Below are 14708 nucleotides of genomic sequence, written 5' to 3'. Positions count from 1 at the left end.
GAATATAGTTCTAAGAATTTATAGAAAACAAGCAACAAGTCATGATGTATCGCAAATTTTGCCACATATTAAACCAATACCATACAAGAAATACACTTAAGTACCGGGAGGTACCATGAAGCACTTCTTACCGTCATCCGTCATGCTCACCCCATTCCTTGTTAAGTATTATGATGAACAACCAGAAGACACCTCTGACGCCTTAGATACCGATGAGTCTCAGCAACCTCAAATTGAAGCTAACGATGACTCACGCAAACCATCGACACAAACTGAACTTGAACCGACGTTGAGTGAATAGCCTTTACTTTCATGGTCATGGAACGTAATTCTGTTATTAAATCAATCAATAGTTCGCTTTCCATTACTGACAATAAACACATAAGAAAACCATAAAAACGATTGCTATATGAGCCCTATCACAACACATAATCACAAAGTGGTAGTTCGGAATCAAAGTTGTTCCAGATCAATGGTCGACCAGTTGATTGCCGACAACATGTAGGAAATTAAAAAATCATAATTAACGGAGTTTTCCAATGTCTACTGCATTTTACATCCCTACAATCAACTTCATGGGTACTGGCTGTTTGAAAGATGCTGCTGATAGCATTCAGTCTCAAGGCTTCAAAAAAGGTCTGATCGTAACGGATAAGATCCTTAACCAAATTGGCGTGGTTAAACAGGTACAAGACCTACTTAGCCAACGTGGCGTAGACGCAGTTGTATTCGACGGTACTCAACCAAACCCAACCATCACTAACGTGAACGATGGTCTTGAGTTACTAACTGACAACGATTGTGATTTCGTTGTTTCACTAGGTGGCGGTTCGCCACATGACTGTGCAAAAGGTATCGCTCTGGTTGCCTCTAATGGCGGCAAAATTGCAGATTACGAAGGCGTAGACCAGTCTGAAAAGCCAATGATGCCTCTAATTGCTATCAACACAACAGCAGGTACAGCTTCTGAAATGACGCGTTTCTGCATCATTACTGACGAAGCTCGTCACATTAAGATGGCTATCGTTGATAAGCACACAACACCGCTTATCTCAGTAAACGATCCTGAGTTGATGCTTGCTAAACCTGCATCACTAACGGCAGCAACAGGCATGGATGCGTTGACACACGCAATCGAAGCTTACGTTTCAATCGCAGCAACGCCAATCACAGACGCAGTTGCGATTAAAGCAATCGAACTTGTGCAAGCACATCTAAGGACAGCAGTAGCGCATGGTGAAGACATTGAAGCTCGCGAGCAAATGGCTTACGCACAGTTCATGGCGGGGATGGCATTCAACAACGCTTCTCTTGGCTATGTTCATGCAATGGCGCACCAACTGGGTGGTTTCTACGACCTTCCACACGGTGTATGTAACGCTATCTTGCTACCACACGTTCAACGTTACAACGCTCAAGTTTGTCCAGATCGTCTACGTGATGTTGCAAAAGCGATGGGTGTGAATGTTGAAGGTATGACAGCAGAGCAAGGCGCAGAAGCAGCTATCAACGCGATTGTTCAACTAGCAAATGACGTGAACATCCCAACAGGTATTGCTCAACTGGGTGCTAAATTGGAAGACATCCCGACTCTGTCTGACAACGCTCTTAAAGACGCTTGTGGTTTCACTAACCCTAAACAAGCGACTCACGAAGAAATCTCAGCGATCTTCGAAGCGGCAATGTAATCTAGCGACAATTTATTCGAGCTAGAAACACGCGGCTCTTGCTAAAAACAAATAGCTAACACAAACGGGCTCACCTTCTGAGCCCGTTTTTTTATCTGTCCGATACCTTTCAGATCTTTACCCTCATCACTAATCAGTAGTGACTAATCACTCACTGCTCACCACTAAAAAGTCGCATTGTTGCGATCGCTTGGTTATAGTTAAACTATTGATATATAGAATGACAAACAGGTTCCATTGAGTCGTTGGATAGTTAGCACCTCATTATTAGCTTCACTCGTTACCCACTCCGCTCAAGCATAGGAACAAAATGAGTGCCACAGTCAGCCGCTAGAAGACGCCCCTGTCGAAAAAGCCTATCACTACCTAAACAGTAAATTTTGCCAACCCGCATTATGGTTTGACAGTTTCTTTGTCGATGACCGCATTACCGAAGATGCTCGAGCGGGCACTTCTGTCCGTTGGTACAACGATTTTATTTACTCAGAAGGTGGTGACGTCGACTACTCAACCAAGCTCAACGCACGTTTACATCTTCCCTTTGCGAGTAAGCGCCTAAAATTAATCTACGAATCTGTCAGCGATGAAGAGTTCTTTGATTTCTTTCCACAAGATTCAGAGGAATTAGAGAGCGCACTCGGCCTTCGTTACGATGCTTATGCGAAGGGTTACAGTAGCTTCAATATTAAAGCGACACTGCGTCCGCGTATTGAAGCTCGTTATCGCGTTACCTACCCTCTCACTACCGATGCCGTATTCAGGCTGACCCAACGTGTGTATCAAGAAAAGCAAGAAACTGGCGAGATCACCGATATCGATTTTGATCTTTCTTTGAGTGATGACTTCTTAGCGCGATGGTCGAACTTTGCAGGTTATAACGACGACCTTAAAGGCTGGGAGTACGGGACGGGGCTAACTTTGTATCACTATCTTTCTCAAGACCAAGCTATGCAATACAGCGCGACGATTGCAGAAACCAGCGAGCCGTATAACCACTACGAATATTCACAAGTGTCGATAACCTACCGAGAAAACGTTTGGAAAGAGTGGCTGTTCTACGAATTGATTCCGCGCTATCAATGGGAACGAGAGCCCTATGAGAAACATACCGAAGAAGCCAACATCACCCTTAGGCTTGAAGTCTTGTTCAACAATGTCTAGTGGAACAGTATCTAGTGAGTGTTTGTGAGATTGGGGCATCGTTAGATCGAAAACGAGGCACAAAAAAGCACATCATGTGATGTGCTTTTTCAGTTCTATATAAGGCTTAAACTGTAGTCTTAACCCTTGTAGTTTCTTACTCGTGCCGCTTCTGCTTCACGCTTGTCGACAACGGTTTTACCGATTGGCGCCAATGAGATAACCGCGAGCTTAAGGTGCTGAATCGCAAACGGAATACCGATGATGGTAATGAAACACGCTACTGCTGACATGATGTGACCAATCGCCAACCAGATTCCAGCAAATAAGAACCAAATGATGTTACCAATCATACCAAGTGGGCTGGTCCCGATGTCAGTTTCATTGGTCAATTCATCACGTGAAATCGCTTCTTGACCAAATGGGAAGAATGAGAAGTTACCCATTACAAAACACGCTCTACCCCATGGAATACCAACGATGGTGAGGAATGCGAGCAGTCCGAAGAACCACCATGCCAGTCCCATAAATACGCCACCAAACAGAAACCAAATGATGTTTCCTATTGTTCTCATGTTGTCTTCTCCAAATCTTTGAATGCTGTTTATCTCATATGCCGAGTAAGGCAATACTTGTTCTAATAGGTTCATTATTATTGAGTCTTTATGAACCGCTTATGAATCGCCTAGATTTTCTGTGATTGATACACACCACGAAACGCCAAATCCGCATAGGGATCATCGATTTTATTTGATACCATGTTCGTAGATTTTTAGTATCACAAAGCTAAACAGCTACAACAACTACAACAACTACAACAACTACAACAACTAATTTAAGGCCGAATTTATGAGCAACACTGAGCAACCTAAAAAGAAAATGAAAAACTGGGTGCCAATCGTCTTCTTCGGACTTCTCAGCACAGTGCCTGTATTCATGTTTTTAGTCGACGTGTACATCAACCAATACATGTAACGAGCCCCCGCCATCCTATCGGCGTAAAAATGAATACAGGAAACATGTCCTGTATTCATTTCAGTTAACTCACTTCTGCTGTAATCAATTCAACTCTTCTGCGATCAAATCAACTCTTCTGCGATCAAATCAACTCTTAGTTAATTAAATCAGCTCTTCGTTAATAAAGTCTAGAATGTCGATCAGCTCATGATCTGGCAAGTTTAGTAAGTTATCACCCACATACCATTCAATCTTACATTGGGTAGGCAGTTCGCTGATCGCTGGGTTTCCTATCCAAACCTTGTGCTTCTTAGCTATATTGTCGCGCAGGATAATGCCATCCTCAAAACTCACCGGTAAATAGAGGTGAAGCATGTTTACTTGGGGTTGCTGCGGGTTCACTTTGAACTGCGGGTAATCTTGTAAGATTTGATAGATTTGCTTGGTACGCTCATACAATGCTGGCATCAACTCGATCCGTTGATCAAACTGCATTGCTGCCGAAACCACGTAAGGCGTGCGATGATAAACATTTCCGCCCTGACGCTTCATCCATGCTGAAGCTTTTGCTACGAAAGCCTTGTCACCTAATAGGAGTGACCCACCAAGACCGTTTATCCCTTTGTAGAGCGAAACATAAGCCGTATCGAACCCTTTCGCGATCTCTCTATATGGCTTTTGATAATACGGGCCGCACTCCCACAAACGAGCACCATCCATATGCAGATGAATCGATTGTTCTTTGCAGTACTGCTTTATCGCTTCAAGCTCTTCCCACTCAGGCAGCTGACCACCAATCTCTCGCATCGGTAGTTCATACAATGCCGCGGCAATCTCATCAGGCCAAGCCTTTAAGTCGTCGACATTCCAAGTGCGAAATACATTACCAACCGGAAGTACATTGAAACGGTTCTGGAGCTGATACCCTTGGCGTTCATGGCGCATAATATGACTGGATTCGTGCATCGCCACCAAAGGATTTCTTTTTTCTTGGCAAGCAATCTCTAACGCTGTCGGTTGATTCATTGTGCCAGTAATCACAAACACGGCGGCTTCATAGCCGAGCAAATCAGCCACTTTGCTTTCAAAACTCTCAATAAAATCGCCATCACCGTAGGTGTCGTGCGCCACATCATGTGTTTCGCACCATTCAGCCATTTGCGCGAAGGTTTGTGCTGGTGTTGGATCGAAGTGACCAGAAAGCAGCAAATTACATTGTTGACGCAAGTCCGTGCTCATACCTTTTCCTTTATTCATTGTCGTTCTATGTAGGGTGATTGAATTATTTACGTTAGCCTTCAACGGTGACATAAAGTGCACCTCTTCGCTTTTATTATTAGCGAATAATTAGTTTTACGCAGTCATCGGCTGCGTGTGCCGGAAATACTCAAATTGACGGGTGTTTTATATAATTAAGTCCCTAAAAACACGCGCATCTAACTAGATAAGTATGGGCTAATTCGTTGTTGTTCAACCATTCTTCTATTATTGTATATCTATAATTCCAATAAATATTATTCGTTAATGGACAAAGAGGGCTATATGTCGAAAAATCGAGTCTTGGTGCTATTCGCCCACCCTTCTCAGCATCGCTCTGAAGCGAACAAACCCTTATTTGAGCAAGCCAAGCGTATTGAAGGCGTCACCTGTGTCGATCTTTATGCTGAATACCCCACCTTCAAGATCAATATCGATCGTGAACAGAAACGCCTGTTGGACCATGACATCATCATTTTTCAGTTCCCACTATATTGGTACTCAACACCCGCGATTCTTAAAGAATGGCAAGACCTCGTCCTAGAATACGGATTTGCTTACGGCACCGACGGTAATGAACTGCAAGGTAAGAGCTTGTTATGCAGTATCACCGCTGGCGGCAAAAAAGAGGCTTATCAAACTGACGGTTATAACCACTTCACCATACGTGAACTGCTTCACCCAATCGAACAAACGGCGTCTTTGTGCGGCATGAACTACTTGGCTCCATTGGCTTTGTTTGGTTCACGTACTGCGTTAGAAGAAGGCCGAATTCAAGATCATGTAAATAGCTACAAATCGCTTTTAGAGGCTTTTGTTGCGGGCGAAGTCGATCTTAAAAAGGCAAGCAAGGCTGAAAAGCTAAACCATTATGTCGATGAAATGATGAGCAGAGGTTAGATCATGACAGGATATTTTCTACAAGCATTTATCTATTTGCTCGCGGCAGTCATCGCCGTCCCTATCGCCAAAAGGCTTGGCCTCGGCTCTGTGCTTGGTTACCTGATTGCCGGTGTGGTGATTGGCCCAATCATCGGCTTAGTGGGTGAAGAGACCACGACCATTCAACACTTTGCCGAATTCGGTGTAGTAATGATGCTGTTCTTGGTCGGGCTTGAGCTTGAGCCGAAGATGCTTTGGGCAATGAGAAACCGCCTGATGGGGCTCGGCGGCCTACAAGTCGGTGGCACAACGGCCATAGTCATGGGGATTGCTCTGTTCTTCGGGCAACCTTGGACGATCGCGCTGACTATCGGTTTGATCTTCGCACTGTCATCTACCGCGATTGTTCTCCAAACCTTTAATGAGAAAGGGCTCTCCAAGACAGAAGGCGGCAAGAATGCTTTCTCGGTCTTACTGTTCCAAGATATCGCTGTCATTCCGATGCTGGCATTTATCCCTCTATTGGCATTGCCAGAATTAATCGAAGCTGCACAAAGCGCGGTCGCTTCGGCTTCTGATCACCATGAAGAGTTGAGTCTTGTTGCTGGCCTACCCGGCTGGGCTTATGGCCTTGTGATTACAGCATCTATTGCGATTGTTGTGGTCGGCGGGCACTTCTTGAGTCGTCCACTGTTCCGCTTTGTGGCGAGCTCAGGCTTGCGAGAAATCTTTACTGCAACCGCACTGATGTTGGTTATTGGTATTGCTGCACTAATGAGCCTAGTCGGCCTCTCACCCGCTTTAGGAACCTTCCTTGCGGGTGTGGTATTGGCGAACAGTGAATTCCGCCACGAGCTTGAGTCTAATATAGACCCGTTTAAAGGGCTGCTACTTGGCTTGTTCTTCATTACGGTAGGTGCGGGCATCAACTTTGATGTTCTATTCAACGACTTTGGTTTGATCATTGGCCTCACTCTTGGCGTTATGCTACTTAAAGCCTTGGTGTTGTTTACATTGGCGTTGATCTTCAAAATTAGAAACAGTGACCGTTGGCTGTTTACATTGAGCTTGGCGCAAGCCGGTGAATTTGGTTTTGTACTACTTAGCTTCTCGGCTCAAAACCACGTATTGCCAGCTGATATAGTTCAAACTCTGTCGCTGGTTGTTGCTCTTTCAATGTTCCTAACACCAGGCTTATTCATTCTATTTGATAAAGTGATACTTCCTCGTTACGAGCAAAAGTCTAACGACCGAGAAGCCGATACCATCGAAGAGAAAGGTACGGTGATCATTGCTGGTATTGGCCGATTCGGTCAAATCGTTAACCGCTTATTGGTGTCGAATGATGTCAAGACTGTGGTTTTGGATCACCAAGCCAACCAAGTCGATTTACTTCGCTCTATCAACATCAAATCTTACTTTGGTGATGCGACTCGTCATGACTTATTGCATATAGCAGGGATCGAAGACGCCGCAATGTTTGTCGTCGCTATCGATAACCAAGACTCAAGCGTTGAATTAGTAAAATACGTTAAACACACCTACCCTAAAGTGAAAATTTTAGCGCGTGCGTTCGACCGTGGTCACAGTTACCGCCTACGAGAAGCTGGTGCAGACTCTGTAGTCTCAGAAACGTACCACTCGGCACTCGAAATGGGCGCAGAAGCTTTACGTTCTTTAGGGCACCACCCTTTCTTCGTCGAACAGCAAAAATCAACGTATCAACGTGTTGAAAGTCGTAAGTCTGAAAAGCTTTACCAAGCTTGGTCTGATGCTGAAGATAACCCACGTTACGACAACAACTACCGACAAATCTTCATTCACCTTGAAGAAGCAATGAAAGAAGACATGAAGAAGGACCGTTCAGACAAGCACTCTCGCTCAGAACGAGGTTGGACACCGCCACCGAAAGGCTATGCAGATGGCTTTGAGGAAGAACAAACCTAAGCAGAGCTCAAATTCGAGGTTAACAACCACTCAAAAAGCGGCTTTCGGGTCGCTTTTTCATTCTCTAAATACGAATAGCACGACCGATGAAGCCAAAACACGGAACCTAAATCAGATGAACCACGACATTTATGTGATCCAGTTATAATTTTCAATCTCAAGCTACCCGTCAAAAATGAATTCACTTTTTACATTTATAAAACATTACCTCTCCATAAAAACCATACCGTCAATGCGGGTATATATGCATTCTTTTAAGCCCTTCAGTCGTCGTTCTAATTCGTAGCGACCATCCTCTAACGTTTGAGTTACATTGCATATATCTAAACACGCCTCACAAGTCGCCACTAAAGCATTCACATCGCCAATAATTAACGCTCCGCATTCACAAATTCAAACCATAAAAATTAACACAAACGTTTCAAAGTATGTCTATCGTTACAATTTGTAACGCATGCCAGTTGTCGGTATAGTCCTGCACTTCAAAAAGTGAGGCGGTTGCGCTCACCTTAAAGGAGATATAATAATGATTACTAATGATGCAGTAATAATGGGCATGTTAGCTGTTATTCTTGGCGGTGTTTTTATCACGGAAAGTAGCCAAAATAGCGCACTGAAAAAATTCTACTCGTTCGTTCCGGGTCTATTGCTCTGTTACTTTGTTCCTTCTCTATTGAACAGTTTAGGCATCATCGATGCGTCAAACTCAAAGCTATACTTCGTTGCAAGTCGCTACCTATTACCGAGTGCACTCGTTCTTCTGATCATCTCAGCAGACCTTCGCAAAATATTTGGCCTTGGTTCTAAAGCCGTCATCATGTTCCTAACCGGTACTGTCGGCATTATCATTGGCGGGCCTTTAGCGATTCTAATTATCGACCAAGTTAATCCTGACCTTGTATCTGGCGATGTATGGCGCGGCCTTACAACAGTGGCTGGCTCTTGGATTGGCGGTGGTGCAAACCAAGCAGCAATGAAAGAAGTGTTCGAGGTTGATGACCAATTATTCTCTGCAATGATTACGGTTGATGTTATCTGTGCGAACATTTGGATGGCCGTGTTACTTATCATGGCAGGTCGCCAAAAGAAGATTGATGCATGGTTAAAAGCAGACACATCATCTATCGAAGAGCTAAAAGAGACGGTTTCTAAATACCAAGAAGAGAACGCTCGCCCAACAACCACAACAGATCTAATGAAGATCACGGGAATTGCATTCGGTCTTACCGGCCTAGCTCACTTATTCAGTGACCTAATCGCACCTTGGATCTCGACCAACGCTCCAGAACTCGCGAAATACAGCCTTACATCAGGCTTCTTCTGGTTAATAGTAATGGTGACAACGTTCGCGCTCATCGCTTCATGCTTCAAATCAACACGCAGCCTTGAGCACAGTGGCGCATCAAAGGTAGGTTCGGCATTCATCTACATCCTAGTTGCAACCATCGGTATGCAAATGGATGTGACGGCTATCTTAGACAATCCAGGCTACTTCTTCATTGGTATCACATGGCTAACTATCCATGCCATTCTAATGATTGTGATGGCGAAGCTTATCCGTGCACCACTGTTCTTCATGGCTGTCGGTAGCCAAGCTAACGTTGGCGGCGCAGCATCGGCTCCTATCGTAGCGGCAGCGTTCCACCCAGCATTAGCGCCAGTAGGTATCCTAATGGCTGTATTGGGCTACGCGCTAGGTACATATGGTGCCTACATCTGTGGTCTCATCATGCAGGCTGCTGCGGGTTAATAAGCCTCGAAATAAAAACGATATGGGCGACAGGACCTTTGATTATGTCGCCCTTTGTTATGTGCTCTTCTTGTCACAAGCTTTCTAAAAGTGCAAACACATATCAAGGCGAGATAGACACAAAAAAGGCGACAGTGAAAACTGTCGCCTTTCTAATATCTTGTTACTCAGTTAAAGCTTATTCCCAATCAAGGATCACTTTATCTGACATACCTGAGCGCATCATGTCGAAGCCTGAATAACATCACCTTGAGTGGTCAGGTATCCTGAGTACACTTGCTCCGCCAAAATTGCCTCAGTTCTTACCTTCATCCCTTTACTAGTGCTCGAAAAACCTAATACTTCCGTAATCGACTTCACTAAATCATCACTCGATATTGAGAAAGTATCTTTCACCGTATCAATTGCTGCTTTTGCAATTTCACCGTCATAAATCAGGTCATACTTGCGCTCATTAGGCGGCAGTTCAGCTCGGCTACGAATCGTAATTTCGTCTTGGCTTTTGGCAACAATGAACTCACCATCTAATTCGACTTTACCTTGTCTATTGAGCAAGCCAACCCCATCTAGAATTGCTCGATTGATACGTGCTCCACTTCGTGAACTGCCAACCGCTGACAACAGACGAATGCTTAGTTGTTTAACGTGGATAGGAGATTCAAAATCGACCACTTTCAAAATATCTTCCGCCAAGGTTGCCGTGCTGACATCCGGGATCGCATCTCCAAGCCCTAGGTACAATTTTTCTGTTGGTAAAACTTGATAAACAGCAGCAGATGCTTGATGTTCGATCTCTACCCTTTCAATGGCTGCCTTAGGTTTTGATTTTTTCACCTCTTCAGCAAAAAGCTCAGAGTCATAGGCTTCATAATAAGCGATAGCCGAATTGATAGAATCACCTAGCCTTTCAGTCTCTTTGTGGCGATTGCGGAACCAATCAGTACTCCAGATACGGTGGAAACGCCAACCTAACCCTTCAAGCACACTCTGACGGATGCGATCTCTGTCTCGCGCACTCTTAGAGCTGTGATAAGTTGCGCCATCACACTCGACTGCAAGCATATAGCGACCAGGTTTATGTGGATCTCTCACTGCAATATCAATATAGAAACCTGCACAACCGACTTGTGGTTGAACTTGATAGCCTAACGAACGAATTGAAGAGATAACTTCTTCTTCAAATGGCGAATCAGGCCCTTTACCTGTTTCTTCTCTCTTAACCAAGTCACCTGTCTCAGCGTAATGTAAGAAGTTTTTCAGCGCTCGTACACCAAATGGAGATGCGTCAGTGGTTGGCATCTCCTCACCTTTAAAGTTACTGAATACTTCCATGCACATACGAGCACGTGAAATAAGAACGTTAAGTCTTCGCTCGCCACCTTCACCATTAAGTGGCCCGAAACTCATTGGTAAACGCCCTTCATTCGTCTTGCCATAACCGATGCTGATGTAGATAGTGTCACGTTCGTCACCTTGTACGTTTTCAAGGTTCTTAACGAAGAAGTCCTCTCCTTCTTCATGCTCTCCAAAGAAGTGTTCGAGATCTGGGTTCGCCTTTCTTAAGCGTTCCACCTCAAGAAGAATAGCATCACGTTGGGCTGTACTGAATGCAACCACACCCAGTGTTTGGTTTGGCGTTGTTTTAGCATGTTTAATCACCGCCTCTGCAACGGCTGCGGCTTCACCTATGTTGCTTCTTGAGCCACCTCGGTCATAAGTGGTATTCGACAAGTAATTGAGGCTCAAGCCTTTTGCATTAGGATTAATTCCAGATGACGGGAAAATCATTAGTTTGTTGTCATAAAACTCTTGGTTAGAGACTGCAATTAACGACTCATGGCGGCTACGGTAATGCCACTTAAGCATTTTCTCTGGCGTGCCTGACGCTAAGAACATACCCAAGATACTTTCCATATCAGCCGTTAAGCTCTCTTCGGCCTCATCATCGTCAAGGACTAACTGCTTGCCAAAGAAGCTGGTTGGTGGCATCTGTTTCGTATCACCAACAACGATGACCTGTTTACCACGCAGAATGGCTCCAAGTGCATCGGCAACTTTAACCTGTGACGCTTCGTCAAAGATAACCAAGTCGAAATCAACAACGCCTGGCTCTAGATAGGTTGCAATCGACATAGGACTCATCATAAAAACAGGTTTGATCTGCTGGATCACTCGACCCGACTTATTGAGCAAACGTCTAATCGGCATTTGGCGGCGTTTCTTATTAAACTCACGTCTTAGCGTTTCTACCTCACCTCTTGCTGATGGGTTCGGTAGATTATCGTAAAGCTGTTTGACCAAAGATTCTTGCGAAAAATGGAACAATTGACCGTCAATATCACTGAACTGTTCAATTTGTTTTTCATGCTCAACACGATCAAAGTAGCGAATTTCATCTCGTGCATCATATTGATGATCCACAAGCGAACTGTAGTACGTGAATTTAAAGCAATCTTGAATAAGTGTGGACTCTTGCGTCCAAGTGAATGCCTGTTGTCTCCAATCAGAAAGTCCAACGGCATCGAGATCTGAGCCTAAACGATTAAAACGTGTTAATGGGTAGAACTTCTGAATATCACCCTCAATCGTTTCAACTTCCTCGCATTGCAGGGCATCACATCGTTCAACAAAGGAACTGAGGTCCAATTCCAGCAGTGATGAGAGTTCATTGATTACGTTCGTGCGCTTTTCGATAAGTGCATTAACCTTATCAAGCTCTGTGGTAGTAAAAGAAATTTCCTTTGATGGGTCTAGGTATTGCGCTGCACTGTGGTCTAACGTTCCCGACTTAATGCCTGAGTGGCATTGCTGCACCCATTGAAGCGGCTTTAGTATCGCTTTCCAATCGGTACTCTCATTTTTAAAATGACTGCCGATAGTATCAATTGCCAGTTGTGCAGATTCAATAAAGCTTTTTTGAGTCGAACGATACTCCAGTACCGCATCAATCTTCTCAATCCATTCACTTGCGCCACCAGCAAGCCCATTTTTACACATACCTGCATAGGTGCTTTTTGCTTTACCGTAATCGCCAGATAGGAATCGCCACCACTTTTGACCTGTTGTAAGCAACGAGCCACGAATTGGCATCCAATCATAATCTAATGCAATATCGACAAAGTGCTCTGAAAGCTCGGATTTTTGATCTTGTAGCGTTGCACCTTGAAGCGCAAAATCGAGTATCGTATCGCCTTTCGACTCCCAAGCAGGAGCGTTTCCATCAACACTCTCAAGCTCGGGTCTATCTGCAATAAGGGATAGGCCACCAAGCACTGAAATGCAATCTGTATAAGTAGCGATCGGTGAGACGTAACCAGCACAGGCATGAAGAGCTTTAACTTGGTCAATGATCTCTTGCTGTATTTGCACGACTTCAGCAACAAGCTTTTGTGCCGACTTGTCATCTGATGGCGAATAATCTTTAAGATTAGTAGATGAAAACAGATTCAGGCTTGGTGCAGCGTGCTCAGTTAAGTAATCAACGACCTCCGTGATCTTAGCAAGAGCTGACAGGTAGTAACTCTTATCCCAAACGTTTAAATCAAAGTCGATACGAGGCAGTTCATCTAACTCGATTGAAGCATCGGTAATGATTCGCTCTAACTGTGAGCTATAACCTAGAGCATCATGATAGCTGATATCTGTATTGCCGATGCTCTCATTCACCGACTGGCAGTAATCATCCAATTTATTACGAAGAGAAACCAAGCGGTCGATATCTTCACTCCTCTCAGGGGTAACAGGAGCATGCTGCATCAGTGTATTTTCTAATGAAGAAAGAACTGACTTCTTGTTCGCCTTGTGTGAGTGAAGCTCTAAAACTGAATCACCAATGTGACAGTTATCTAATCGGCGTTTAACGACATCAAGCGCTGCCATTTTCTCAGCAACAAACAGCACCTTTTTATTGTCAGCTAAAGCTTGAGAGATGATGTTGGTGATGGTTTGGGATTTACCTGTACCCGGAGGCCCTTGAATCACAAGACTCGCCCCTGACTTCGCAGCTAGAACCGCCTCTGTTTGACTTGAATCAGAATCTAAAACAAGTTGAACTTCTTCAACACGGTTTACGTCCATTGATGTTGAATCAAGCAAGGTTGCATCACGCTCAAAACCTTCGGTGAACAGCTTTTGGATCAAGCTATTTTCCGATGGTTTCTTACCCTCAGGCCAAACATCATCTGATAAGTCCTGATACATCTGGAATTTACCAAACGAGAAGAAGCTCAGTACGATTTTATTGCTCTCGACTGACCAACGCCTTTCTCCTGCAATAGCCGCAGCAACCAGATCTAAGTACCCTTGGAAATCATAGCCATTCTCTTCCTCTTCAAATTCGGGTAGAGCAATACCAAACTCCATCTTCAGTTTGGCTGCAAGGGTTAGGTTTGTTCCTAGCTCATTTTCTGTATAGCGAATTTTGTATGAATCACCCGCATCTTCTCGAAAAATTTCGACAGGAACTAGCACTAAAGGAGCGTATCTAGGCTTGTCTGAATTATCATCTTCAAACCACTTAACAAACCCCATCGCAAGATAAAGAAGATCAACCCCTTGCTCTTGCACAAATGTGGTGGCTTCTGTGCTTAGTTTTAGTAATCGAGTGTCTAATGGCTTTCTAAATAACTGAGTTTGTAAGGCATTATCTGAGTGCCTCTTGTCACCATTCTGTTCTTCAAGATGAGTAGTCAAATCAGTTAAAGATATCGACTTGCTGTCCTCTGTATCCAGAGAGTCAGGAGCTGGTAGGAATGACATCATTTTTGACTCATCAACCAAGTGCTCAAACACCTGCTCAGACTTTTCGTCAACAATGTCTAGAATTTTGGCTCCCTTGCCGACATTAAGTAATGTATTCCCTCTAAGCCCCATATCAAGGAGTTCTTGACGGCTTTTATCGAATATATCTTTAAGGTTTGAATTCATATCGTATTAAAACTCGCAATTGGGTTAACCGAATTCCATACCAAATGACAAAGTGATTTATATAAGCTGGATCAATTTAATTTTTATAAATGTTAGGGATGGATATGACATGAGGTGGATGGACAGCTTGAGTTAAAATTTATACACAAAAAAGGCGACAG

General features: G+C 44.0%; 10 protein-coding genes. 7 read left to right on the top strand and 3 right to left on the bottom strand.

Features of this window, described 5'->3' with window-relative positions; translation table 11 throughout:
• The first annotated feature begins 115 nt into the window (after positions 1-115).
• The 3 genes from AB4232_RS07920 (at position 116) to AB4232_RS07910 (ending at position 2849) form a co-directional block, all read left to right on the top strand.
• On the top strand, positions 116-301 hold the full coding sequence (locus tag AB4232_RS07920; RefSeq protein ID WP_009845588.1) for a hypothetical protein: 186 nt from the start codon (positions 116-118) through the stop codon (positions 299-301).
• A gap of 238 nt (positions 302-539) precedes the next feature.
• On the top strand, positions 540-1688 hold the full coding sequence (gene yiaY / locus AB4232_RS07915) for an L-threonine dehydrogenase (protein ID WP_012600397.1): 1149 nt from the start codon (positions 540-542) through the stop codon (positions 1686-1688).
• A 426-nt stretch (positions 1689-2114) separates the two neighbouring features.
• Positions 2115-2849 carry a hypothetical protein gene (locus AB4232_RS07910; protein ID WP_372086873.1) on the top strand — a complete coding sequence of 245 codons (735 nt, stop codon included), beginning with the start codon at positions 2115-2117 and terminating at the stop codon, positions 2847-2849.
• Positions 2850-2968: 119 nt separating this feature from the next.
• On the opposite strand, the gene AB4232_RS07905 is transcribed toward AB4232_RS07910, so the two are convergent.
• Positions 2969-3403 (bottom strand): YccF domain-containing protein, encoded by a 435-nt coding sequence (locus AB4232_RS07905; protein WP_017075771.1) that lies wholly within the window; start codon positions 3401-3403, stop codon positions 2969-2971.
• Positions 3404-3677: 274 nt separating this feature from the next.
• On the opposite strand from AB4232_RS07905, the gene AB4232_RS07900 reads away from it, so the two are divergent.
• Positions 3678-3803, top strand: a complete 126-nt coding sequence (locus tag AB4232_RS07900) for a hypothetical protein (RefSeq protein ID WP_017098479.1) — start codon at positions 3678-3680, stop codon at positions 3801-3803.
• 144 nt (positions 3804-3947) lie between these two features.
• Here the strand turns inward: AB4232_RS07900 and AB4232_RS07895 are convergent, their stop codons facing one another.
• Positions 3948-5024, bottom strand: a complete 1077-nt coding sequence (locus tag AB4232_RS07895; protein WP_135381782.1) for a low specificity L-threonine aldolase — start codon at positions 5022-5024, stop codon at positions 3948-3950.
• A 303-nt stretch (positions 5025-5327) separates the two neighbouring features.
• Here AB4232_RS07895 and AB4232_RS07890 point away from each other — a divergent pair, with 303 nt between their 5' ends.
• The 3 genes from AB4232_RS07890 (at position 5328) to AB4232_RS07880 (ending at position 9621) form a co-directional block, all read left to right on the top strand.
• A complete protein-coding gene (locus AB4232_RS07890; protein WP_009845593.1) occupies positions 5328-5942 on the top strand; it encodes an NAD(P)H-dependent oxidoreductase in 615 nt (204 codons plus the stop codon).
• Between the two features lie 3 nt (positions 5943-5945).
• Positions 5946-7871: a monovalent cation:proton antiporter-2 (CPA2) family protein gene (locus AB4232_RS07885; RefSeq protein WP_372086865.1), complete on the top strand. Its 1926-nt coding sequence runs from the start codon at positions 5946-5948 to the stop codon at positions 7869-7871.
• 526 nt (positions 7872-8397) lie between these two features.
• Positions 8398-9621, top strand: coding sequence for a DUF819 domain-containing protein (locus tag AB4232_RS07880; protein ID WP_009845595.1), 1224 nt, complete (start codon positions 8398-8400; stop codon positions 9619-9621).
• Between the two features lie 222 nt (positions 9622-9843).
• On the opposite strand, the gene AB4232_RS07875 is transcribed toward AB4232_RS07880, so the two are convergent.
• Positions 9844-14547: a DUF3320 domain-containing protein gene (locus tag AB4232_RS07875; RefSeq protein WP_135381785.1), complete on the bottom strand. Its 4704-nt coding sequence runs from the start codon at positions 14545-14547 to the stop codon at positions 9844-9846.
• Positions 14548-14708: the final 161 nt, after the last annotated feature.

The organism is Vibrio sp. 10N.286.46.A8 (assembly GCF_041470165.1).
GTDB lineage: Bacteria > Pseudomonadota > Gammaproteobacteria > Enterobacterales > Vibrionaceae > Vibrio > Vibrio tasmaniensis_A.
The sequence above is the reverse complement of the archived record's forward strand: the minus strand, read 5'-3'. Positions and strand labels throughout refer to the sequence as shown.

Excerpts from the sequence above, each read along its gene's own strand:
- AB4232_RS07900 (WP_017098479.1), top strand. The coding sequence starts at position 3,678 with ATGAGCAACACTGAGCAACCTAAAAAGAAAATGAAAAACTGGGTGCCA.
- AB4232_RS07895 (WP_135381782.1), bottom strand. The coding sequence starts at position 5,024 with ATGAGCACGGACTTGCGTCAACAATGTAATTTGCTGCTTTCTGGTCAC.
- AB4232_RS07885 (WP_372086865.1), top strand. The coding sequence starts at position 5,946 with ATGACAGGATATTTTCTACAAGCATTTATCTATTTGCTCGCGGCAGTC.
- AB4232_RS07920 (WP_009845588.1), top strand. The coding sequence starts at position 116 with ATGAAGCACTTCTTACCGTCATCCGTCATGCTCACCCCATTCCTTGTT.
- AB4232_RS07890 (WP_009845593.1), top strand. The coding sequence starts at position 5,328 with ATGTCGAAAAATCGAGTCTTGGTGCTATTCGCCCACCCTTCTCAGCAT.
- AB4232_RS07905 (WP_017075771.1), bottom strand. The coding sequence starts at position 3,403 with ATGAGAACAATAGGAAACATCATTTGGTTTCTGTTTGGTGGCGTATTT.
- AB4232_RS07875 (WP_135381785.1), bottom strand. The coding sequence starts at position 14,547 with ATGAATTCAAACCTTAAAGATATATTCGATAAAAGCCGTCAAGAACTC.
- AB4232_RS07880 (WP_009845595.1), top strand. The coding sequence starts at position 8,398 with ATGATTACTAATGATGCAGTAATAATGGGCATGTTAGCTGTTATTCTT.
- yiaY (WP_012600397.1), top strand. The coding sequence starts at position 540 with ATGTCTACTGCATTTTACATCCCTACAATCAACTTCATGGGTACTGGC.